Source organism: Streptomyces sp. BB1-1-1 (assembly GCF_031597775.1).
Classification (GTDB): Bacteria; Actinomycetota; Actinomycetes; order Streptomycetales; family Streptomycetaceae; genus Streptomyces; species Streptomyces thinghirensis.
Genome location: NZ_CP134203.1, coordinates 3,008,544 through 3,030,090 on the forward strand (window position 1 = coordinate 3,008,544; position 21,547 = coordinate 3,030,090).

Consider the following 21,547-nt stretch of genomic DNA (forward strand, 5'->3'; position numbering starts at 1 on the left):
CACTCCCTTCCCCATCCAGGAGATGACGCTCCCCGTGGCCCTTTCGGGCAAGGACGTCATCGGCCAGGCCAAGACCGGCACCGGCAAGACGCTGGGCTTCGGCCTCCCGCTCCTCGAGCGCGTGACCGTCCCCGCCGACGTCGAGGCGGGCCGCGCGGCGCCCGAGGCGCTGACCGACGCCCCGCAGGCCCTCGTCGTCGTTCCGACGCGCGAGCTGTGCCAGCAGGTCACCAACGACCTCCTGACCGCCGGCAAGGTGCGCAACGTGCGCGTCCTCGCGATCTACGGCGGCCGGGCCTACGAGCCCCAGGTCGAGGCCCTGAAGAAGGGCGTCGACGTGATCGTCGGCACCCCGGGCCGCCTGCTGGACCTGGCGGGCCAGAAGAAGCTGAGCCTGAAGCACATCAAGAGCCTGGTCCTCGACGAGGCCGACGAGATGCTCGACCTGGGCTTCCTGCCCGACGTCGAGAAGATCATCAACATGCTGCCGGCCCGGCGCCAGACCATGCTGTTCTCGGCCACCATGCCGGGCGCGGTCATCTCGCTGGCCCGCCGCTACATGTCGCAGCCCACGCACATCTCCGCCACTTCGCCGGACGACGCGGGCGCGACGGTCGCCAACACGAAGCAGTTCATCTACCGCGCGCACAACATGGACAAGCCCGAGATGGTGGCGCGCATACTGCAGGCCGACGGCCGGGGACTGGCCATGGTCTTCTGCCGCACCAAGCGCACGGCGGCCGACCTGGCCGACCAGCTCAAGCAGCGCGGCTTCGCCTCCGGCGCGGTCCACGGCGACCTCGGCCAGGGCGCCCGCGAGCAGGCCCTGCGCGCCTTCCGCAACGGCAAGGTGGACGTGCTCGTCTGCACCGACGTCGCCGCTCGCGGCATCGACGTCGAGGGCGTGACGCACGTCATCAACTACCAGTCGCCGGAAGAGGAGAAGACGTACCTGCACCGCATCGGCCGCACCGGCCGCGCGGGCGCGAAGGGTACGGCGATCACGCTGGTCGACTGGGACGACATCCCGCGCTGGCAGCTGATCAACAAGGCGCTGGACCTGGGCTTCAGCGACCCGCCGGAGACGTACTCCACCTCTCCGCACCTGTACACCGACCTCGGCATCCCCAAGGGCACCAAGGGTGTCCTGCCGCGCTCTGAGCGCAAGCGCGCCGGGCTCGAAGCGGAGGAGCTGGAGGACCTGGGCGAGACGGGCGGCCGCGCTCGTGGCGACCGGGGCGACCGGGGTGGCCGAGGTGGCCGGGGCGGCGGCCGGGACGAGTCCCGTTCCGCCGACCGTGAGCGTTCGTCCCGTACGACGCCGCGTCGCCGGCGCCGGATGCGCGGCGGCGCTCCGGTGGACGCGGACGCCCCCGCGACCACCGCACCCGAGGCCGTGACCGGCGGTGCGGACAGCGCCGCCGACGTGGACACGGACGCCGCGCCCCGCACGCTGCGCCGTCGGCGCCGTACGCGCAGTGGAGAGTCGCGCCGACCGGTGACGTCCGCGACGACCGACGCCCCTGCGGCGCAGATCACGGAGGGCACCGCGCTCGTGACCCCCGAGGTCGCGGAGGTCGCGGAGGTCGCGGAAACGCCGGAGGCTCCGGCGAAGTCGCGTCGCCGCCGCACCCGCAAGTCGGCCGAGGCGCCGGCCGCTCCGCTGGAGACCACCCCGGTGGTCGAGCCGACGGTCGCCGACGCCCCGGTGACCCCGGTGATCGAGGCCCTGGTGGCCGAGGCTCCCGTGGAGAAGCCACGCCGCCGCACCCGTAAGGCGGCCACGGCCGCCGAGACGGCGGTCGACACGGCCGAGGGAGCGACCGAGCCCGCGTCCGCACCGACGGAGACGAAGCCGCGCCGCACCCGCAAGACGGCCGCCGCGGCATCGACCGCGACGGACACCGCGGACGCTGCGGACACTGTGGACACCGCGGCCGCCAAGCCCCGCCGCACCCGCAAGGCCGCGGTCGCCGAGCCCACGGAGGTCACCGAGGCCGCGCAGGCCCCGGAGACCGCCGAGGCCAAGCCGCGCCGTACCCGGAAGACGGCCGCCGCCAAGGCGGAAGCCGCCGTCGACACCGCCGAAGGCACGGAGACCAAGCCGCGCCGCCGCACCCGCAAGACCGCGGAGGTCACCGAGGCCGCCGCCGACATCCCGGCCCAGACGGCACAGGAGCCGGAAGCGGCCGAGGCCAAGCCCCGGCGCACCCGGAAGACGGCCGCCGCCAAGGCCGAGGTCGCCGTCGACACCGCCGAGGCCACGGAGACCAAGCCGCGCCGCCGCACCCGCAAGACCGCGGAGGCCGCGGAGGTCACCGAGGCCGCGCAGGCCCCGGAGACCGCCGAGGCCAAGCCCCGGCGCACCCGGAAGACGGCCGCCGCCAAGGCCGAGGTCGCCGTCGACACCGCCGAAGGCACGGAGACCAAGCCGCGCCGCCGCACCCGCAAGGCCGCCGACCCCGTCGCGGCCACCGAGGCCGCCGCCGAGATCCCGGCTCAGGCCTCGCAGGAGCCGGAGGCGGCGCCGCGTCGTCGGACCCGTAAGGCGGCTGCCGTCGAGGCGCCCGCCGGGGCCACCGACACGGCCGAGGCGAAGCCGAAGGCTCGCCGCACCCGCAAGGCGGCCGCGGCCGCCACGCAACCCGCGGAGTCCAGCGAAAGCTGATCAACGCCGCACACCCGACCGCCGGCCCGGTCCCGCCACCACGCGGGGCCGGGCCGACGGCATTCCCACCTGCGGCCACCCGCCCATCCGCCCATCCGCCGGCCCAGTGCCGCACGCCACCGCGACGACCCCCGGCAGCCCAGCCGCCCTCTCCCCCACCCCCACTGCCCGATAGCCTCTGCCCGTGAGCAGTAACGCCGCCTTCACCCCGCCCTCCGACGCCCGCGCGTACCGGCTGCGTACCGCACGTGGTGAGTTCGCCGTCATCGACTCGCCCGTGGCCGGCGGAGTCGAGGCGAAGGGGACGGTGCTGATGCTGCCCGGGTTCACGGGGAGCAAGGAGGACTTCACGCTGTTGCACGAGCCGCTCGGGGCGCGCGGATACCGTACGGTCGCCGTGGACGGGCGGGGCCAGTACGAGACCGACGGGCCCGAGCACGACGAAGCCGGCTACGCGCAGGCCGAGCTGGCCCGGGACGTACTCGCGCAGGTCGCCGCTCTCGGGACGCGTGTGCATCTCCTCGGGCACTCCCTCGGCGGTCAGATCGCACGGGCCGCCGTGCTGCTCGACCACGCCCCCTTCGTCTCCCTCACGCTGATGTCCTCGGGCCCGGCGCGGATCTCCGACTCCCAGCAGCAGCGCGTGAAGCTCCTTCGGGACGCGCTCGACACCATGACGATGGCCGAGGTCTGGAAGGTGATCCAGGCGATGGGGCCGCCCGAGGAGGTCGGCGCCCCGGCACCCGCGCACGGCCCGGACGAACCGGAACGGCTGCGCGCGCGCTGGCTGGGCACCAGGCCCGCTCAGCTCCTCGCCACGGGGCGGCAGCTGTGCACGGAACCGGACCGCGTCGGCGAGCTCGCCGCCGTGCCGCTGCCGTTCCACGTGCTGTCGGGCGCCTACGACGACACCTGGCCCGTGCCCCTCCTGGACGAGATGGCCGTACGGCTGGACGCGCGCAGGACCGTGATCGCCGGTGCCGAGCACTCCCCCAACACCGACCGGCCCGAGCCGACCGCACGCGCCCTCGCCGACTTCTGGGACGGCGTCCCCATCCAGCGACGGCCGGAACGCTAGTACCGCGGCGCTCAGTACGCGCGCTCAGCACTGCCCGCTCAGTACTGCGCCCGCAAGTGCTCCCAGAAGCCGTCCCGCAGCGCCCTGCGCAGGTCGGCCTGGCCGCGGAGCGAGTACTGGAGCAGGCCCTCGGCCTCCACCAGCAGGTCCTGGTCCACCGAGCCGGGAAGGTAGGGGTGGCCGGGGAGCAGTTCCACCAGCGACTCGCGGCCGCGTGCCGCCAGCCACTTCGCGGCGACCTGCGCGCCCACGAAGCGGACGTCCTCACGGGCCGGCCGGGCCGCGCCCGTCGCCTCGAAGGCGTGGGCCGTGCGCCGGGAGACGTACGGCTTGAAGAAGTCCAGGTCGAAGGTGCGCTGGCTGTCGACCTCCCAGAGCAGCGGGTCGGCCTGGTTGCGGCCCTCGGGCGCCTCGATGCCCCACAGGTGGACGCGGGCGCCGTACCCCTGGGCGGCCTCGACCGCCGAGACCAGGTCCTCGTCGCCGCCGAGCAGGGCCGCGTCGCTGATGGCGCGGTGCCGGGCGAGGGACTCCAGGTCGGAGCGGATGAGGGAGTCGACGCCCTTCTGCTGGTTGTTGGCGTTGAGGTTGCCCAGGCGGACCTTCACGTCGGGCAGCTCGGCGATGGACTGCTGCTCGGCGGTGTGGATGCGGCGCCGGGCGCCGTCGTACCAGTAGACCCGCAGCAGGCGGCTGTCCGCGAAGATGATGCGCGCCTTGTCGATGAGCGCCTCGATCAGTCCCTCGGCGTCCAGGTCGAAGGCCCGGCGGTCCTCGGTCCCGGCCACCAGGCGTCCCGCCGCCGCGTAGAGGTACCCGGCGTCGACGAAGATCGCGTGGGTCGAGGGTGTCTTGGCCACCTCGGCGAGCATGCGCAGCAGCAGCTCGTTGGTGCGATCGATGCGGGCGTTCAGGGACGCGAGGTCGTCGTTCATCGCCTCCATTGTCCCGGCGGTCACGCTGCGAACACAACCGGTCCCGGTCAGTCTTGTACCGGACATCTGACGCGCCCGAGACAAGCGACTTACCAGTCAGTAATTAGCCGTTCGAAAAATTTCCTTAGCGTAGGGAATGTTTGCACCACGCAGCCCGTTGACTAACTACGTAAGCCCGGGCACCGACGACCCAGGAGCCACACCAGTAGTTCTCCTCAGGAGGATGACCAGATCAAGGGAGAGGCCATGCGCTTTGAAGTCATGCGACTCGACGACGTCGACGGAACCCCCGTGGACACGACCGTCGTGGACGCCGCCTCCGTGAATCGCATCGTTCAGCAGGCCGCCGCCATAGGGCAGCGCCTGTGGATCCGCCCCGCCGACACCTCGGCCTTGTAGCGCGGACCCGCACACACATCCAGGGCCCCCGCACGGAACTCCGTGCGGGGGCCCTGTGCATGCTCTGCCCCGGACCCCGCCCGTCCGGGCCGCCGCACGTCACGCGCCTTGGATCACCTGCGTGACGCCGTTGATGATCTGCTGCACCGCGATCGCGGAGAGCATCATGCCGGCGAGGCGGGTCACCAGGACCACGCCGCCGTCCTTGATGACCCGGATGATCAGCAGCGAGTACCGCATCACCAGCCACAGCACCACGTGGATCGCGAGGATCGCCGCCCACACCGACGCCTGCGCGGTCGCGCTGTCGGCCTTCTGCACGGCCAGGATGACCGAGACGATCGCCCCGGGGCCGGCGAGCAGCGGCATGCCCAGCGGTACGAGCGCGACGTTGACGTCCTTGGTCTGCTTCGGCTCGTCGGTCTTGCCGGTGAGCAGGTCGAGCGCGATCAGCAGGAGGAGCAGCCCGCCCGCGATCATCAGGGCGGGCACGGACACGTGCAGGTAGTCCAGGATCTGGTGCCCCAGCAGACCGAACACGGTGATCACGCCACCGGCGACGCAGACGGCCTGGAAGGCCATCCGCCTCTGCACCTTGGCGGGCCGGCCGGAGGTCAGCGCGAGGAAGATCGGGGTGATCCCGGGGGGATCCATGATGACAAAGAGGGTCAGGAAGAGGGAGCCGAAGACGGCGACGTCGAACATGGGTGAGCTACTGGCCTTGCGGGAGAGGGAAGGGTGGGCGTGCGGGAGGGGGTTCGGGCCCCGCTCAGACCCCGCCGGCCCCGGGCACGGGGAACGCCCCGAAGGCCCGCCGCGTGATCTCCCCGTAGACCTCGGGGTCCGTCGTGTACTCGCCGAGCACGCAGGTCTTCCGGCTGCCGTGGTAGTCGCTGGAGCCGGTCACCAGGAGTCCCAGTTCCCTCGCCGTCCCGCGCAGCCGCGTCCTCGTGTCCGCGTCGTGGTCCATGTGGTCGACCTCGATACCGTCCAGGCCGGCCGCGGCCAGCTCCGCGATCGTGGTCTCCGGCACCGTACGGCCCCGCTTGGCGGCGGCCGGGTGCGCGAACACGGCGACCCCGCCCGCGCCCTTGATCAGCCGGAGGGCCTCGAAGGGGTCGGTCTCGTGCTTCTCCACGAAGGCCCGGCCGCCGTCGGCCAGCCAGTCCTGGGTGAAGGCGTCGCCCACGGTCGGCACGACGCCGAGTTCGACCAGGGCGGTGGCCACGTGCGGCCGCCCGACCGAACCGTCGCCGGCGATGCGCGCGACCTGCTCCCAGGTGACGGGCACGCCCAGCGCGTTCAGCTTGGCGACCATGGCTTTGGCCCGCGGCACCCGGTCGTCCCGGACCAGCTCGCGCTCGGCGAGCAGGGCGGGCTCCTCGGGGTCGAAGAGGTAGGCCAGCATGTGCATGCTGACGCCACCGACTCGGCAGGAGAGTTCGGCGCCGGTGACGAGCGTGAGCCCCTCGGGGAGCGCGGCGACGGCCTCGGCGTGGCCGCGGGTGGTGTCGTGGTCGGTCAGCGCGATGACGTCCAGCCCGGTCGCGGCGGCCTTGCGCACCAGCTGGGCCGGGGTGTCCGTGCCGTCGGACGCGGTGGAGTGGGTGTGCAGATCGATGCGCACGACGCTGACTCCAAGCGGTGACGGGACGGAAGGGGACGCTCAAGGATAACCGGAACTCCACCCGCCGCTGTCACACCCGCAGCGGCCCTGCGCCCCCTACGCCCACCACCGGCGCCCAGCGTTCGACACCCGGCACCTACGGCTGGATCAACCGCGGCGACAGCGCCCCGCACGGCACCAGGTCCACCTCGGCGCCCGCGTCCCTCAGATCGGTCAGCACCAGCTCCTCGTACATGAGCAGCCCCGAGCGCTCGGGCCACACGACGGCCCACAGCCACATCCCCAGGGCCTCCCCGGCGAAGACGGCGCGGTCGGCGGGGGCGCCGGAGACATGCCAGAGGGGGGTCGGACGGCCGACGGCCAGAACTTTCGCCTGGGGCGGCTTCTCGACGTTCATGTACGGGCCCGGGTCCGGGGCGTCGATGCCCGCGTACCGCGCGCCGAGACCCACGCCGAGTTCCTCGGCGACCAGGATCAGCTCACCGATGCCGCCGAGGGGGCCGGGTCCGGAGCAGGCCACGGCGGTCGCCCGGCCGCCGCTGCGGTCGTCGCCCGCACAGGCCACGCCGGTGAACAGCCAGCCGACCGGCAGCGGCCACGGCATCCACACCGGTACCTGCGTACGGTGCACCACGACGCCGAGCGCCTCGACGCTGGGCGGAAGCACGGGCTGCAGCGGGTGCACGGTGCCGTGCAGGTCGCACTGCCAGGAATCGGCGAAGAGACCGGGAGCCCTGACCCGGCCACCACACTTCGGGCAACTGGGTTCGCCCCTCATAGAGCCCCACGGTCCTACCCTCGCTCCCCCACGTCAAGGACGATCACCCATCCGGGCGGAACGGCTGACCAGCGGGAACTAGATGTAAATTGCATTAATTAGCTACGCTAACTTACTATATGCATACACCAACCATCTCATTGGAGCAAGCATGGACCCCTTCGACGCGGGTGCGGGCGGCATCCTGCGGCAGCCCAAGGCCGTGTGGGCGACCGCCGGTGCGTCCGTCGTGGCCTTCATGGGCATCGGGCTCGTCGACCCGATCCTGCCGTCCATCGCCAAGGGCCTGGACGCGAGCGCCGGCCAGGTCTCCCTCCTGTTCACCTCGTACTTCCTCATCACCGCCCTCGCGATGCTGGTCACGGGCTTCGTCTCTAGCCGCATCGGCGGGCGCAAGACCCTGCTGCTGGGCCTGGCCTTCGTCGTGGTCTTCGCGGGCCTGGCGGGCACCTCCGACACGGTCGGGCAGCTCGTCGGCTACCGGGCCGGCTGGGGCCTCGGGAACGCGCTGTTCGTCTCGACGGCACTCGCGGTCATCGTCGGCGCGGCGGCCGGCGGCAGCGCCGCGGCGATCCTGCTCTACGAGTCCGCCCTCGGCCTCGGCATGGCCTGCGGCCCCTTGCTGGGCGCGCTGCTCGGCGACGCCAGCTGGCGCTACCCCTTCTTCGGCACGGCGTTCCTGATGGCGATCGGCTTCCTGTGCATCACGGTGTTCCTGAAGGAACAGCCGAAGCCGGCCCGCAAGACGTCGCTGCTCGACCCGCTCAAGGCGCTGGGACACGGCGGACTCGCCTCCGCCGCCGTGTCGGCGTTCTTCTACAACTACACGTTCTTCACGGTGCTGGCCTTCACGCCGTTCGTGCTGAACATGACGCCGTACAAGTCCGGCGCCGTGTTCTTCGCGTGGGGCGTGCTGCTCGCCGTCTTCTCGGTCCTCGTGGCGCCGCGCATGCAGAAGCGGTTCGGCTCACTGAAGGTGCTCGGCGGCTCGCTGGTGCTGCTCGCGGCCGACGTGCTGGTCCTCGGCTACGGGAACCACACCACCGCGATCGTCTGCACGATCCTGTCCGGCGCCTTCATCGGCGTGAACAACACCGTCTACACCGAGCTGGCCCTCGGGGTGTCGGACGCGCCGCGTCCGGTGGCGAGCGCGGGCTACAACTTCGTGCGCTGGTTCGCGGCGGCGGCCGCCCCCTTCTTCGCGCCGAGGATCGAGGAGTGGACCGACATCCACATCCCCTTCGTCGTGGCGGCGGTCACCGCCGTGCTGGGCGCGGCCGTGGTCCTCGTACGGCACCGCGCGCTCACCCACGACGCGGAGGAACTGGAGCCGAGGCACGCGACCGAGGACGGGGTCACGGTCTTCGCCGGCTGAGGGCCGGCCGACAGACCAACTGACGGACGGAAACTGGTGAGTTCTGTCACTCCAGCGGGACGGACCTGCGGGACGGATCGCGCAGGTCCGTTCCGTGCGTCAGCCAGCGTTCCTGGAGGGCCGGAGCGCCGTGCACGCGCTTCCAGGCGGCCTCGTTCGCGGTCATCGGCAGCAGCGGCAGGAACCGTACGGGATCCAGCGGGGCGTCCAGCTCCAGGTCCTCGACCAGGCCGCCCGGCTCGGCGACCAGGACGGACGTGAACGGCGCCCCGGGCCACAGCGTCTCCCCGACGTCCAGGGAGGCACCGGGCGCCACGATCACACCCTCGACCTGCGGGGACGCGGCCAGCACGGCGAGCGGCCGGAGCACCTTGTCGGTGTCGGCGAGACCGGCGCGGACGGAGAGGACCAGCTCGGCGCGGGGGCCCTTGACCGGGTCGGCGAGCACGGCCGTGGGGTCCGCCATGGGCTGCGAGGACATACCGAGCGTGGCGTAGCGGACGATGTCGCCCTCCTGGCCACCGCCGGGAAAGCGCAGCACCTCGATACGGTCGGTGCCGAGGAAGGTGACCGCCGCGCGCGCGTCCGGCTCGCCCAGCGAGCTGCGCAACCGGGCCTCGACCAGAGGAAGAACATCAGCCATGCGGCGAGCATAGAACTCGCGGTGAGGCGGCGAAGCGGCGCCTTGACACGCCGGGTGACTGGTACTCTGGCCCAGCCGTCGGGGCAGCACGCAGCGCGTCGCGATCAAGCTCCCGACGCTATGAAGACTCCCCTACGGGGAACCCCTCCAAACGAGGGGATGGATCGTCCCTCACGAGGGACCGGCCGGAGGAGGTGGGGCTGGCATGGACCGAAGTCGACCGTGCAGTACCACCCGCTCTTCCGGCCGCTGACACAGCCGCTCCGGTTTCCTCCGCCGCCGCTTTCTGCCCGCGTGCCCGCACAGGGAAGAGCACTTCGTCTCGTTTTGCCTGATCCGGTCCATCGATCCGGATCAGCAGCTGAACCAGCAGCTGAATCAGCAGCGAAGTCGGCCACCGCGACGGTGCGGTGCTCCCCGCTTTGTGGACGTGCCGAACGCACGTAGCCAGGACGTCCTCATTCCGGGTGGTTCCACCCGCCACCGGCCTCGTTCGCTGCCCGTCGCGAAGGAGCCTGCCATGTCGATGATCCGTGACCTGCGCGCCGCGGTCCGCCCGTCCCGCGTCTCTCTGCGCAAGGACAGCGGCGCCTACGACACCACCCGCGACCCGGCGACCACGTCCGCCGTCGTCGACTGCGCCGTCTACCGCGACGGCGCGCGCGTCGAGACGGACACGCCGCTGAGCCCGCACCGGGCGATGCGCCAGGTGCGCCGCGACGGCGGGTTCGTGTGGATCGGCCTGCACGAGCCCACCGAGGACGAGTTCGCCGGTATCGCCCGGGAGTTCGGACTGCACCCGCTGGCCGTGGAGGACGCCGTCCAGGCCCATCAGCGGCCCAAGCTGGAGCGCTACGACGACTCCCTGTTCACGGTCTTCAAGACCGTCCACTACGTCGACCACGACGAGCTCACCGCCAACAGCGAGGTCGTCGAGACCGGCGAGGTCATGTGCTTCACCGGGCGGGACTTCTTCATCACCGTCCGGCACGGCGGGCAGGGCTCGCTGCGCGCGCTGCGGCACCGGCTGCAGGAGGACCCCGAGCTGCTGCTCAAGGGCCCCTCGGCGGTGCTGCACGCCATCGCCGACCACGTCGTCGACGGCTACATCGCGGTCGCCGACGCGGTGCAGGACGACATCGACGAGGTCGAGACGGAGGTGTTCTCGCCGGGCCGCAAGGGCACGCCGCGCGGCACGGACGCCGGGCGGATCTACCAACTCAAGCGCGAGGTGCTGGAGTTCAAGCGGGCGGTGTCGCCGCTGCTGCGCCCCATGCAGCTGCTCAGTGAGCGGCCGATGCGGCTGATCGACCCGGAGATCCAGAAGTACTTCCGGGACGTCGCCGACCACGTGGCGCGGGTGCAGGAGCAGGTCATCGGCTTCGACGAGCTGCTGAACTCCATCCTCCAGGCCAACCTCGCCCAGGCGTCCGTCGCGCAGAACGAGGACATGCGCAAGATCACCTCGTGGGCGGCGATCATCGCCGTACCGACCATGGTGTGCGGGGTGTACGGCATGAACTTCGACTACATGCCGGAGACGCACTGGAAGTTCGGCTACCCGCTGGTGCTGTCGATCACGGTCGGCCTCTGTCTGGGCATCCACCGCACGCTCAAGCGCAACGGCTGGCTCTGACCGGGGCCGCAGAGGGCTGGATAGGCTGACCGCATGACAAGCGAGCTGCTCGACCAGGCCCTCGTCGAGGAGGCCACGAAGAAGTCCGGCCTCATCTGGGTCGGCGGGCCCGGCGTGCCCGCGCGTGCCCTGTGGCACGTCTGGCACGAGGGCGCGGCCTGCGTCATCGGCGACGGACCCGGCGAGCAGCCGCTGCCGGGGCTGGCCGACGGGGCCTCGGCCGAGGTGACCGTGCGCAGCAAGGACAAGGGCGGCCGGCTGGTCTCCTGGACGGCACGGGTCGTGGAGCTGCCGGCCGGCTCCGAGGCCTGGCAGGCGGCGGTCGCCGACCTCAAGGGCAAGCGCCTGAACGCCCCGGACGGCGAGGCGATGACCGACCGCTGGGCCCGTGAGTGCCGGGTGCTGCGCCTGGAGCCCACGGGGGCGACGGCGCCGCTGCCCGACGGTTCGCTGGCCGAGGCACCGCTGCCGAGCCCGGCGACGACGCGCGAGCCGGCCCCGGCGGGGCTGCCGCGCCTGCTGCTGAAGCGCCGGAAGAAGCGTTAGCGCGTACCGGGACGCCGGCGGCGTTCCAGGGCCTGTCTCAGGAGGTCGGCAGCTGCTTGCCGTAGTCCAGCGTGTCGTCCTCGGCCGGCTCCTCGAGCGCGAAGTCCTTGTTCCAGTCCGAGAGGCTGAGGGTGCCCGCGCTGCCCGCCCGCACCAGGCGCAGCGGGTACGGCGTGCCCTCCAGGGAGACGTCCAGCGAACCGCCGGCGCCCTGGTCGCCGGTGATCCGGATGGTGCGCACGCCCGCCTGCTCGTGGCGGCCGTCCGTCTCCACCGTGCCGTGCAGGGTCAGCAGGCCACCGATGAGGACGTCCTTGTCGGTGAAGCCGCTGAACTTCTTGTACACGGGGTCGCTCTGCGGCACCTTCACGTACTTGTCGGCCAGCTTCTCGGCGGCCGCGGCGTCCCCGCCGTCGTGGCTCCAGAATTCGGCGTCGGCCTTGAGGAAGAGCTGCTCGCCGACGCGCAGCAGCCCGAACGTCGTCCCCTCGGCGGCGACCGACCCGGTCCCCCCGTCGGGCTTCAGCCGCATGTCCAGGGTGTACGTGTTCCCGCCGGCGGCCACGGTCCCGTGCAGGCGTACCGCTTGGGCGGACTCGGCGGCCGTGCGGGCCTTGGCCTGGATCTTTTCGGCGGAGAGTTTCCCGACGCCGTTGGTGCCCGCGTCCGGGTCCTCACTACTGCATCCCGTCAGCCCCGCTCCCGTCACCGCCAGGGCGCACACCGCGCCCAACAGAGCGGCCCTGCGGATTCGGCGCCGGGGAGTCGCAGACACAGATGGGGCTGCCTTTCTGGCATGGGCGGGCAAGGGCTGGCAAGGAGCCGACCGGGTCCGGACAGGCCCTGGCGGCGTACCGCAGCGTACCGGGGCCGTGGACGGCGAACGGAGCCAGTCCGTCCGGACCGGCCACCAGAGCGGAGCCGTTCGGGACGGGCTAGCCTGAAGCCCGTCCGAGCGGGCAATTCGGAAAAGGAACACCGTACGAATCAGCTCTCACACACTCCGATCTCACACACTCCGACGCACGCCTACGAAGCTTGAGAAAAGGAGCCGCGGCCATGGCAGCGGGCGCCCCCCGGATCTTCGTCTCCCATCTCTCCGGCATCGCCGTCTTCGACCCGGCCGGCGACCAGGTGGGACGCGTGCGCGATCTGGTCGTCATGCTCCGCGTCGCCCGCAAACCACCGCGGGTGCTCGGCCTGGTCGTCGAACTCACCACCCGCCGCCGCATCTTCCTGCCCATGACCCGGGTCACCGGCATCGAGTCCGGCCAGGTCATCACCACCGGCGTGGTCAACGTCCGGCGCTTCGAGCAGCGGCCCACCGAGCGCCTCGTCTTCGGCGAGCTGCTCGACCGGCGGGTCACCCTCACCGAGACGGGTGAGGAGGTCACCGTGCTGGACCTGTCGGTGCAGCAGCTGCCCGCCCGCCGGGACTGGGAGATCGACAAGGTCTTCGTCCGCAAGGGCAGGAAGAGCGGCGCCTTCAGGCGGAACAAGGGCGAGACGCTGACCGTCGAGTGGTCCGGCGTCACCGGCTTCTCCGTGGAGGAGCAGGGGCAGGGCGCCGAGAACCTCCTCGCCACCTTCGAGCAGCTGCGCCCCGCCGACCTCGCCAACGTCCTGCACCACCTGTCCGCCAAGCGCCGCGCGGAGGTCGCCGCCGCCCTGGACGACGACCGGCTGGCCGACGTACTGGAGGAGCTGCCGGAGGACGACCAGATCGAGATCCTCGGCAAGCTCAAGGAGGAGCGCGCCGCGGACGTGCTGGAGGCGATGGACCCCGACGACGCGGCCGACCTGCTCGGTGAGCTGCCCGAGGAGGACAAGGAGCGGCTGCTGAGCCTGATGCAGCCCGACGACGCGGCCGACATGCGGCGCCTGATGGCGTACGAGGAGCACACGGCGGGCGGTCTGATGACGACCGAGCCGATCGTGCTGCGGCCCGACGCGACCGTCGCGGACGCCCTGGCCCACATCCGCAACCCCGACCTGTCCCCGGCGCACGCGGCCCAGGTCTACGTCTGCCGGCCGCCCGAGGAGACCCCGACCGGCAAGTACCTGGGCACGGTCCACTTCCAGCGCCTGCTGCGCGACCCCCCGTACACGCTGGTCGGCTCGATCATCGACGACGACCTGCAACCCCTGGACCCGGACGCCGCGCTGCCCGTGGTCGCCGGGTTCTTCGCCGCGTACGACATGGTCGCGGCGCCCGTCGTCGACGATTCCGGGTCGCTGCTGGGCGCGGTCACCGTGGACGACGTACTGGACCACATGCTGCCCGACGACTGGCGGGAGACCGAGTACCACCTGGAGGAGACGACGGGGGAGGTGAGCGCCGATGGTGCCTGAGCGCGAGACCCCGCCCCGTGAGCGTGCCGCGTCGGGAGCCACCGCGGCCTCCCGTACCCGGGCCCGCCTGGACCAGCCCCGCCCGCCGCGCCGCAGGCTGCTGCCCGAGTGGGACCCGGAGTCCTTCGGCCGGCTGTCGGAGCGCGTCGCGCGGTTCCTGGGCACCGGGCGGTTCATCGTCTGGATGACCGTCGTCATCATCCTGTGGGTGGTGTGGAACGTGTCCGCGCCGAACAGCCTGCGCTTCGACCAGTACCCGTTCATCTTCCTGACGCTGATGCTGTCCCTCCAGGCCTCCTACGCGGCCCCGCTGATCCTCCTCGCGCAGAACCGGCAGGACGACCGGGACCGGGTCAACCTGGAGCAGGACCGCAAGCAGAACGAGCGGTCGATCGCCGACACCGAGTACCTGACCCGCGAGATCGCCGCCCTGCGCATCGGCCTGGGCGAGGTCGCGACGCGGGACTGGATCCGCTCCGAGCTGCAGGACGTGATCAAGGACCTGGAGGAGCGGCACGACGGCCATCACCCCGAGCGCGGGGTATTCCCGGCAGATCGGTCCGCGAGGCGTGACGTACACGACCGGTGACGGGGCTTTCCGTGCCCGGTGGGCGGCGCCGTACCATCGACCCTATGGCTACGGATGACGCGGTGCGTGAAGCACTGGCGACGGTGAACGACCCCGAGATCAACCGGCCCATCACCGAGCTGGGGATGGTCAAGTCGGTGGAGATCGGCGCGGACGGAGCGGTCGCGGTCGCCGTGTACCTGACGGTCTCCGGCTGCCCCATGCGGGACACCATCACGCAGCGCGTGACGGACGCGGTGTCGCGGGTCGAGGGTGTCACGCGTGTCGACGTCGAGCTGGACGTGATGAGCGACGAGCAGCGCAAGGAGCTGGCGAACGCCCTGCGCGGCGGCCAGACCGAGCGCGAGGTGCCCTTCGCCAAGCCGGGCAGCCTGACCCGGGTGTACGCGGTCGCCTCCGGCAAGGGCGGCGTCGGCAAGTCCTCGGTGACGGTGAACCTGGCGGCGTCGATGGCGGCGGACGGCCTGAAGGTCGGTGTCGTGGACGCCGACATCTACGGCCACTCCGTGCCGCGCATGCTCGGCGCCGACGGGCGGCCCACCCAGGTCGAGAACATGATCATGCCGCCTTCGGCCAACGGGGTGAAGGTCATCTCGATCGGCATGTTCACCCCGGGCAACGCGCCGGTCGTCTGGCGCGGCCCGATGCTGCACCGCGCGCTCCAGCAGTTCCTGGCGGACGTGTACTGGGGCGACCTGGACGTCCTGCTGCTCGACCTGCCGCCCGGCACCGGCGACATCGCGATCTCCGTCGCGCAGCTCGTGCCGAACGCCGAGATCCTGGTCGTGACGACCCCTCAGCAGGCGGCCGCCGAGGTGGCGGAGCGGGCGGGCGCGATCGCCGTCCAGACCCACCAGAAGATCGTCGGCGTGGTCGAGAACATGTCCGGGCTGCCCTGCCCGCACTGCGGCGAGATGGTCGACGTCTTCGGCACCGGCGGCGGCCAGTCGGTCGCCGACGGCCTGACCCGCACCACGGGCGCGTCGGTGCCGGTCCTCGGCTCCATCCCGATCGACGTCCGCCTGCGCGAGGGCGGCGACGACGGCAAGCCCGTCGTGCTGACCGACCCGGACTCCCCGGCGGGCGCGGCCCTGCGCTCGATCGCCGGGAAGCTGGGCGGGCGCCAGCGCGGCCTGTCGGGGCTGTCGCTGGGCATCACGCCGAAGAACAAGTTCTGACGCTCCGTACGGGACTGTGGGTACGGGACTGGGGCGCTGTCCGCCGGGACGGCGCCCCTTCTCGTACGCCCGGGCGCCCGCGCGTACGACGGCTAGGGCCTGTCGTTTGGATCAGGTCGGCTGAGAGAGACTGCGCCTTTCAGCCCACCCGAGCGGGGCGTGGTGCGTGCAGCTGCAAGGCGGAGGAGGGCGGCAGGGCGGAGCCCTGGCAACCGACGACAACGCCGCAGATGCGCGTGCCACGCCCCGCGACGCCGGCAAGATCCAAACGACAGGCCCTAGGCGTACGCGGCGATGTCCTTGACCACGGAGAAGGCCAGCCCGTACGCGCTCATGCCCCTGCCGTAGGCGCCCAGGTGGACGCCCTGCTCGGTGGAACCGGCGAGCACCCAGCCGAACTCGGACTCCCGGTAGTGGAACGGCGTCGGCACGCCGTCCACGGGGAGGGACAGCGTCGACCAGTCCTCTCCGCCGAGATCGTCGGCGAGGACCCACGCGGTCTCCGTCTGCTGCTCCAGCCAGTCGTCGCGCAGCGAGTGGTCCATCTGGCCCGGCCAGGTGAAGGACAGCAGCCCCACCCCGGCGAGCCACGCCGCCGACGACACCGAGGTGGCCTCCAGCAGCCCCGTGCCGTCGGCGCTGCGCCGGTCGGGGTTGGCCGCGACGGTCACGACGACCGCGAACTTCTCCTTGGCGTCCTGCTCGTCGCCCGCCACGTGCTCGTTGCGCACCGAGGGTTCGTCGCCGTGCCCGATCGAGCCGTGCTCCACCGCCCCGTCGGCCGCCGTACCGACCTGCATCAGCCAGCGCCGCCCCGTGAAGGCCTCGTCGAGGCCGTACCACGGGAAGGGCGCACGCAGGTAGCCGTCGATCGTCCGCCGGGCGGAGGGGACCTCTTGTCCATCCTCCGTGCCCGGCGTCTGCGCGACCGCCTGACTCGTCGTCTCCATGTGCCCGGACGCCTCCTCGCTCTCGTCGGACCGGAACGGCCCGCCCCCCTTCGGGCGCACTCGTCCGGTCCGCACAACAACTCGGGCAGCATAGCCACACCACTGGCGGCAACCGGGAAATCGCCCGGCGCGTGGGTCGCTCGGGCGTCGCCTTCAGGCCCTGTGTGGCCCGTCCGGAGTGTGAGACGCGTCACGTACGGCGAGGGAGTCGGCTCCCGCGACGTACCGCGGTCCGCTGGACGGACTCAGGTGGCGTCCGCGTCGAAGGGCGGGCGGTCGTCGATGGCGGGAGTCTCGGGCTTCTTGGACATGTCGACGCGACCGCCGGTGGATCCGGACGCCGAGGAACCGGACGAGGAACCGGACGACGACTCCGACTCACGGCCGTGGACCGCGTCGGTGACCTCGGCCATCTCCTTCTTCAGGTCGAAGCCGTTGCGGATCTCCTTCAGCCCCAGCTCGTCGTTGTCCAGCTGCTTGCGGATGAACGTCTTGGGGTTGAGGTCCTCGAACTCGAAGTCCTTGAACTCGGGGCCCAGCTCCTGCCGGATGTCCTGCTTGGCGCTGTCCGAGAACTCCCGGATCTTCCGGATGGTGCGGGTCACGTCCTGGATGACCTTGGGGAGCTTCTCCGGACCGAAGACGAGCACGGCGAGGACGACGAGCGTCACCAGCTCTAGTGCGCCTATGTCATTGAACACCTGAAGCTCCTTGGGATGTCCGGGCCGCCACCACGGTACCCGGCGACCCCGTCCGACCGGTACCGTCCCGTGAGCCCCGAGTGCGTGTATGCGGACGCTTTCCGAATTGTTTGCCTTCCTGGCCCCTTGTGGGGACCTGCGCGGCCACTCAGTCCCCGGAGGAGCCGAGCACCAGTGAGACGTTCGTCTCCTTGCCGTCGCGCTCCAGCGTCAGTTCCAGGCGGTCGCCGGGGCGGTGGGCGCGGGTCGCGACGATGAGTTCCTCGCCGGAGTGCACGCGCCTGCCGTCGACGGCGGTGATCACGTCCCCCGGCTCGATGCCGGCCTTCGCCCCGGGGCCGCCCGTGGTGACCGCGGGTCCGCCGTCGCTGCCCTTGGCGCCGACGCGGGCGCCGTCGCCCGAGTAGTTCATGTCGAGGGTGATGCCGATGACCGGGTGGGTGGCCTTGCCGGTGTTGATCAGTTCCTCGGCGACGCGCTTGCCCTGGTTGATGGGGATGGCGAAGCCGAGCCCTATGGAGCCGGCCTGGCCGCCGTCCGAATCGGCGCCGCCGCCGTCGGCGGACCGGATGGCGGAGTTGATGCCGATGGCCCTGCCCCGGGCGTCCAGGAGGGGGCCGCCGGAGTTGCCGGGGTTGATGGGCGCGTCGGTCTGCAGGGCGTCGACGTACGAGACATCGCTGCCGTCGCCCTCCTCGCCGCCCGCCGTGATGGGCCGCTCCTTGGCGCTGATGATGCCGGAGGTGACCGTGCCGGCCAGGTCGAAGGGGGCGCCGATGGCGACGACGGGGTCGCCGACCCGCACGTTGTCGGAGTTGCCGAGGGGCAGGGGACTGAGGCCGCTGACGCCCTTCACCTTCACCACGGCGAGGTCGTATCCGCTGTCGCGGCCGACGACCGTGGCCTCGGCGGTGTCGCCGCTGTTGAAGGTGACGGTTATCCCGCCGCCGGATCCCGCAGGCTCCACCACGTGGTTGTTGGTCAGGATGTGGCCGCGGTCGTCGAGTACGAAGCCGGTGCCGGTGCCCGCGGCGTCGCTGCCGCTCACGTGCAGGGTCACCACGCTGGGCAGGGCACGGGCGGCGATCCCGGCGACACTGCCCGGCGCCCGCTCGGCCGCTTCCTTGCCGGCCTGCGGCAGCTCCACCGTCCCCACGCCGCCGTTCCGCTCCAGGTACGTGCCCAGGGCGCCGCCGATGCCGCCGGAGACCAGGGCGATCAGCAGCGCGCCGCCGACGATCACCTTTCCGGCCCGCTTACGCCGCTGCTCCCGCGTCGGCGCGCCCGCGCCGTTGTGCTGAAGGGGCGCGGCGGCGGCCGAGGCTGCCCAGGGGTCGTAACGCCCCCAGGGGTCGGTGCCTCCCGGGCCGTCACCGCCCGGCCCGATGGGCGCCGGCGCCTCCGGCGACCCCACCGCGGGGTGAGCGGGGTGAGGCACCGCCGCTGCCGTCGGGCCCTGCGCCGGTGTCACCGGCGGGGCAGGAGGCGGCGCGTCCGCCAAGGCCGGGTCGGGCATCGCCCCCGGAGGCGGAGCCTGCGGCGGCACCGCGGTCACGCCGGGCGCGGGAAGCCCCGCCGCCACCGTGCCGTGCGCCGGCGTCGCGGCCGCCGGGTGCTGCACCGGCGGAGCGGGGGCCCAGGGGCCCGGCTCGCCGTACGGCGGGGTGCTGTACGGGTCGGGGTCGTGCAGGGGCTTGGGACGCTCGCCGACGGGCGCGACGGTCAGGCCGTCGCCGTCGCCGCCGTCGCCGTCGCCGTCGCCGTCGACACCGTCGACACCGCCGGAATCAACGCCCGCACCCGCGTGCGGACCCGCACCGGCGCCCGCGCCCCCGTACGGCTCGGCGTCCGTGTGTACGTCCGTCTCGGTCACCGGCCGGTCGAGTTCGTAGTCCCCCTCGTCGGCCACGCGGATCGGCGCCGGGCGTTCCAGTTCGAAGTCACCCCCGTCGGCCCCGTCGGTCCCGCCGGACCCGCCGGACCCGCCGGCCACGTCACCACCGTTGCCGGTGGTGTGGGCCGGGCGAGGGCGTTCCAGTTCGAAGTCGCCGTCGGTCGCGTCCTCGGACGAGCGGGGACGACTCCACCACTTCGCCTTCGTGGGCTTCCCCTCGTTCATTTTCTCCCCCGCAGCTGGCCGCAGATCGTCGGCTCCAAGGGCTCTGGTGCCACCCGAGATTCAATCAGGTTCGCGGGCCGGCGCGCAGAGTCCGGTCAGGGAGCCGGACGGTGGGAGGCGGCGGGGGACGCCGCCGGGTAGGGGGACGGGACCGGGTCGGGGACGGGTGCGGCGAACAGGCCTGGCGGCCTGACCTCGGGGACCGTCGACCAGGAGGACAGGGCCAGTGGCGGAACGGCTTCGAGCGGACGTATCAGCGGGGACATGGCGGCGGCACCGGCCGTCACCGGCGTCGTCAGCTCACGCGCGGCCTGCTGCCGCGGATCGGCGCCCGCGGGGGCGGGCAGCCCGGGCAGCAGCGGCGCGGACATCGTGGTGGGGGCGACCGGGGTGTCGCCGAGCACCCGCTGCCCCTGGACCTGCCCGAGCAGCGGGCCGCGGCGGCGCTGGTTCTCGGAGCCCGTGACCGCTCCCGCGCCCTGGGTGCGCATCGGCGTCACATTGCTGCCGCTGCCGGAGCCGCGGGCCTCCGTGGTGGTGTCCGGCATGCCGGCGGTGACACCGCCCAGCGCGATCGCGGCCAGCGACACCGCGCCGGCGGCGGCGCAGGCGAACCGCAGGCCGCGCGAGGACGACCGCTCGGACTCGTGCCGGCTCACGTCGTGGATCCGGAAGCCCCTGGCCGGCGAGGAGGGCGACAGCACGGTGGAGTGCGGCCGGGCGGGGACGTAGTCGAACTCGAACCGCTCGCCGCGCTTCGTGCCGAAGACCCCGTCGAGGCCACCGGCGAATCCTCCGCCGCCCAGCGGCGAGCCGCCGCCGTCCGTGTCACCGCCCCCGGGAAGCCCCTGGAGACGGGCCAGGAAGCTCTCGGACGGGGCCGGCGGTGCCGCTTCCGCGAAGACGTTCTTCAGGCGGCGCTGCGCGTCCACCTCCGCCTTGCACTTCGGGCAGGTGGCCACGTGCGCCAGTACACGCTCACGCGTGTCATGACCGAGCTCCCCGTCCACCAGGGCGGAGAGTCGGTCTCCCAGATGCTGCTCTGCGAGGTGCCCCTCGGAGTCCGGCCGTGATCCACTCACGCGCTCGTGCCCCCTCCTCCCAATGCGGGAACACGGGCCGCGAACGAGCGACGCTCGGCACGCGCCTTGGGAGACCGGTGCGCGAGTGCCTTGCGCAGCTGGGAGCGGCCGCGGTGGATCCGGGAGCGGACCGTACCGAGCTTGACGCCGAGGGTCGCGGCGATCTCCTCGTACGACAGCCCCTCGATGTCGCACAGGACCACGGCGGCGCGGAACTCGGGCGCGAGGGTGTCCAGCGCCTGCTGGACGTCCGCGTCGAAGTGGGCGTCGTGGAAGACCTGCTGCGGGTTGGGCTCCTTGCTGGGCAGCCGCTCGGCCGCGTCGTCGCCGAGCGCGTCGAAGCGGATGCGCTGCTTGCGCCGGACCATGTCCAGGAAGAGATTGGTGGTGATGCGGTGGAGCCAGCCCTCGAAGGTGCCCGGCGTGTAGGTCGACAGCGACCTGAAGACGCGGACGAAGACCTCCTGGGTGAGGTCCTCGGCGTCGTGCTGGTTGCCGGTGAGGCGGTAGGCGAGGCGGTAGACCCGGCCGCTGTGGGTGCTGACGATCTCCTCCCAGGTGGGCGGAGTCCACGCCTGCCCGTCCGCGTCGCTGGAGAAGGTCGCGGTCTGGGCGTGTCCCGTGGTGGGACCGTTCGCGTGGCTGTGGTCAGCAGCGGTGTCGTTCACGGATTTCGGCCTGCCTGCCGATCCGAGGAAGCGCCGCAGCACTCCTCCCCGATCCGCGGGTGCGGCCGCACCTCCCCTGTCGGCTCTGGTGGTGTCCAGTGGAGCCCCTACCATAGCCACCTCGCCCGTTAGCTCCGGATAAGCGGTTTTACGAGAATTTGATCTGGGCCGGCACGGCTCGTACGGCTGCGTCAGCACTTGCTGGGCGCCCTGGTCCATCCGC

At 72.1% G+C, this 21,547-nt stretch carries 20 protein-coding genes; 9 read left to right on the plus strand and 11 right to left on the minus strand.

Annotated elements, in window-relative coordinates; all coding sequences use genetic code 11:
* The first annotated feature begins 22 nt into the window (after window positions 1–22).
* Window positions 23–2,668 carry a DEAD/DEAH box helicase gene (locus RI578_RS13755; protein WP_310871356.1) on the plus strand — a complete coding sequence of 882 codons (2,646 nt, stop codon included), beginning with the start codon at window positions 23–25 and terminating at the stop codon, window positions 2,666–2,668.
* Window positions 2,669–2,852: 184 nt separating this feature from the next.
* Window positions 2,853–3,746, plus strand: coding sequence for an alpha/beta hydrolase (locus RI578_RS13760; RefSeq protein ID WP_310871357.1), 894 nt, complete (start codon window positions 2,853–2,855; stop codon window positions 3,744–3,746).
* A 38-nt stretch (window positions 3,747–3,784) separates the two neighbouring features.
* Here the strand turns inward: RI578_RS13760 and RI578_RS13765 are convergent, their stop codons facing one another.
* Entirely contained in the window at window positions 3,785–4,690 is a 906-nt protein-coding gene (locus RI578_RS13765) for an NYN domain-containing protein (protein ID WP_310875756.1), read from the minus strand.
* 237 nt (window positions 4,691–4,927) lie between these two features.
* Here RI578_RS13765 and RI578_RS13770 point away from each other — a divergent pair, with 237 nt between their 5' ends.
* Window positions 4,928–5,080 carry a hypothetical protein gene (locus RI578_RS13770; RefSeq protein WP_007444413.1) on the plus strand — a complete coding sequence of 51 codons (153 nt, stop codon included), beginning with the start codon at window positions 4,928–4,930 and terminating at the stop codon, window positions 5,078–5,080.
* Window positions 5,081–5,179: 99 nt separating this feature from the next.
* Here the strand turns inward: RI578_RS13770 and RI578_RS13775 are convergent, their stop codons facing one another.
* The 3 genes from RI578_RS13775 to RI578_RS13785 form a co-directional block, all read right to left on the minus strand.
* Complete coding sequence (locus RI578_RS13775) at window positions 5,180–5,785, minus strand: MarC family protein (protein ID WP_121749082.1); 606 nt, start codon at window positions 5,783–5,785, stop codon at window positions 5,180–5,182.
* 64 nt (window positions 5,786–5,849) lie between these two features.
* The gene (locus RI578_RS13780) at window positions 5,850–6,707 is read right to left on the minus strand and encodes a PHP domain-containing protein (RefSeq protein WP_310871358.1); all 858 of its coding nucleotides are present in this window, start codon (window positions 6,705–6,707) and stop codon (window positions 5,850–5,852) included.
* A 136-nt stretch (window positions 6,708–6,843) separates the two neighbouring features.
* Window positions 6,844–7,485, minus strand: coding sequence for a DUF6758 family protein (locus tag RI578_RS13785; protein ID WP_310871359.1), 642 nt, complete (start codon window positions 7,483–7,485; stop codon window positions 6,844–6,846).
* A gap of 151 nt (window positions 7,486–7,636) precedes the next feature.
* On the opposite strand from RI578_RS13785, the gene RI578_RS13790 reads away from it, so the two are divergent.
* Window positions 7,637–8,860 (plus strand): MFS transporter, encoded by a 1,224-nt coding sequence (locus tag RI578_RS13790; protein ID WP_310871360.1) that lies wholly within the window; start codon window positions 7,637–7,639, stop codon window positions 8,858–8,860.
* Between the two features lie 46 nt (window positions 8,861–8,906).
* Here RI578_RS13790 and RI578_RS13795 read toward each other — a convergent pair whose 3' ends face one another.
* Complete coding sequence (locus RI578_RS13795; RefSeq protein ID WP_310871361.1) at window positions 8,907–9,503, minus strand: suppressor of fused domain protein; 597 nt, start codon at window positions 9,501–9,503, stop codon at window positions 8,907–8,909.
* A 520-nt stretch (window positions 9,504–10,023) separates the two neighbouring features.
* Between RI578_RS13795 and RI578_RS13800 the strand changes: the two genes are divergently transcribed.
* Window positions 10,024–11,139, plus strand: coding sequence for a magnesium and cobalt transport protein CorA (locus tag RI578_RS13800; RefSeq protein WP_310871362.1), 1,116 nt, complete (start codon window positions 10,024–10,026; stop codon window positions 11,137–11,139).
* Between the two features lie 33 nt (window positions 11,140–11,172).
* Window positions 11,173–11,685 (plus strand): hypothetical protein, encoded by a 513-nt coding sequence (locus tag RI578_RS13805; protein ID WP_310871363.1) that lies wholly within the window; start codon window positions 11,173–11,175, stop codon window positions 11,683–11,685.
* Window positions 11,686–11,722: 37 nt separating this feature from the next.
* Here the strand turns inward: RI578_RS13805 and RI578_RS13810 are convergent, their stop codons facing one another.
* Window positions 11,723–12,460 (minus strand): hypothetical protein, encoded by a 738-nt coding sequence (locus RI578_RS13810; protein WP_310871364.1) that lies wholly within the window; start codon window positions 12,458–12,460, stop codon window positions 11,723–11,725.
* 284 nt (window positions 12,461–12,744) lie between these two features.
* Here RI578_RS13810 and RI578_RS13815 point away from each other — a divergent pair, with 284 nt between their 5' ends.
* From RI578_RS13815 to RI578_RS13825, 3 genes are read left to right on the plus strand one after another with little or no spacing between them, the layout of a single operon-like run.
* Entirely contained in the window at window positions 12,745–14,037 is a 1,293-nt protein-coding gene (locus RI578_RS13815) for a magnesium transporter MgtE N-terminal domain-containing protein (protein ID WP_310871365.1), read from the plus strand.
* Window positions 14,027–14,626 carry a DUF1003 domain-containing protein gene (locus tag RI578_RS13820; RefSeq protein WP_310871366.1) on the plus strand — a complete coding sequence of 200 codons (600 nt, stop codon included), beginning with the start codon at window positions 14,027–14,029 and terminating at the stop codon, window positions 14,624–14,626. The genes RI578_RS13815 and RI578_RS13820 overlap by 11 nt, the downstream gene beginning before the upstream one ends.
* A 44-nt stretch (window positions 14,627–14,670) precedes the next feature.
* Window positions 14,671–15,804: an Mrp/NBP35 family ATP-binding protein gene (locus tag RI578_RS13825; protein WP_310871367.1), complete on the plus strand. Its 1,134-nt coding sequence runs from the start codon at window positions 14,671–14,673 to the stop codon at window positions 15,802–15,804.
* Window positions 15,805–16,082: 278 nt separating this feature from the next.
* Here RI578_RS13825 and RI578_RS13830 read toward each other — a convergent pair whose 3' ends face one another.
* From RI578_RS13830 to sigE, 5 genes are all read right to left on the minus strand, one after another.
* Window positions 16,083–16,754 (minus strand): hypothetical protein, encoded by a 672-nt coding sequence (locus RI578_RS13830; RefSeq protein WP_310871368.1) that lies wholly within the window; start codon window positions 16,752–16,754, stop codon window positions 16,083–16,085.
* A gap of 245 nt (window positions 16,755–16,999) precedes the next feature.
* Window positions 17,000–17,455 (minus strand): sec-independent translocase, encoded by a 456-nt coding sequence (locus tag RI578_RS13835; RefSeq protein ID WP_310871369.1) that lies wholly within the window; start codon window positions 17,453–17,455, stop codon window positions 17,000–17,002.
* 148 nt (window positions 17,456–17,603) lie between these two features.
* Window positions 17,604–19,574, minus strand: coding sequence for a trypsin-like peptidase domain-containing protein (locus RI578_RS13840; protein WP_310871370.1), 1,971 nt, complete (start codon window positions 19,572–19,574; stop codon window positions 17,604–17,606).
* A gap of 95 nt (window positions 19,575–19,669) precedes the next feature.
* Window positions 19,670–20,656, minus strand: a complete 987-nt coding sequence (locus RI578_RS13845) for a zf-HC2 domain-containing protein (protein WP_310871371.1) — start codon at window positions 20,654–20,656, stop codon at window positions 19,670–19,672.
* Window positions 20,653–21,324 (minus strand): RNA polymerase sigma factor SigE, encoded by a 672-nt coding sequence (sigE, locus tag RI578_RS13850; RefSeq protein ID WP_310871372.1) that lies wholly within the window; start codon window positions 21,322–21,324, stop codon window positions 20,653–20,655. The genes RI578_RS13845 and sigE overlap by 4 nt, the downstream gene beginning before the upstream one ends.
* Between the last annotated feature and the right edge of the window lie 223 nt (window positions 21,325–21,547).

Excerpts from the sequence above, each read along its gene's own strand:
- RI578_RS13795 (WP_310871361.1), bottom strand. The coding sequence starts at position 9,503 with ATGGCTGATGTTCTTCCTCTGGTCGAGGCCCGGTTGCGCAGCTCGCTG.
- RI578_RS13770 (WP_007444413.1), top strand. The coding sequence starts at position 4,928 with ATGCGCTTTGAAGTCATGCGACTCGACGACGTCGACGGAACCCCCGTG.
- RI578_RS13790 (WP_310871360.1), top strand. The coding sequence starts at position 7,637 with ATGGACCCCTTCGACGCGGGTGCGGGCGGCATCCTGCGGCAGCCCAAG.
- RI578_RS13815 (WP_310871365.1), top strand. The coding sequence starts at position 12,745 with ATGGCAGCGGGCGCCCCCCGGATCTTCGTCTCCCATCTCTCCGGCATC.
- RI578_RS13765 (WP_310875756.1), bottom strand. The coding sequence starts at position 4,690 with ATGGAGGCGATGAACGACGACCTCGCGTCCCTGAACGCCCGCATCGAT.
- RI578_RS13825 (WP_310871367.1), top strand. The coding sequence starts at position 14,671 with ATGGCTACGGATGACGCGGTGCGTGAAGCACTGGCGACGGTGAACGAC.
- RI578_RS13785 (WP_310871359.1), bottom strand. The coding sequence starts at position 7,485 with ATGAGGGGCGAACCCAGTTGCCCGAAGTGTGGTGGCCGGGTCAGGGCT.
- RI578_RS13775 (WP_121749082.1), bottom strand. The coding sequence starts at position 5,785 with ATGTTCGACGTCGCCGTCTTCGGCTCCCTCTTCCTGACCCTCTTTGTC.
- RI578_RS13800 (WP_310871362.1), top strand. The coding sequence starts at position 10,024 with ATGTCGATGATCCGTGACCTGCGCGCCGCGGTCCGCCCGTCCCGCGTC.
- RI578_RS13805 (WP_310871363.1), top strand. The coding sequence starts at position 11,173 with ATGACAAGCGAGCTGCTCGACCAGGCCCTCGTCGAGGAGGCCACGAAG.
- RI578_RS13820 (WP_310871366.1), top strand. The coding sequence starts at position 14,027 with ATGGTGCCTGAGCGCGAGACCCCGCCCCGTGAGCGTGCCGCGTCGGGA.
- RI578_RS13840 (WP_310871370.1), bottom strand. The coding sequence starts at position 19,574 with ATGAACGAGGGGAAGCCCACGAAGGCGAAGTGGTGGAGTCGTCCCCGC.
- RI578_RS13755 (WP_310871356.1), top strand. The coding sequence starts at position 23 with ATGACGCTCCCCGTGGCCCTTTCGGGCAAGGACGTCATCGGCCAGGCC.
- RI578_RS13830 (WP_310871368.1), bottom strand. The coding sequence starts at position 16,754 with ATGGAGACGACGAGTCAGGCGGTCGCGCAGACGCCGGGCACGGAGGAT.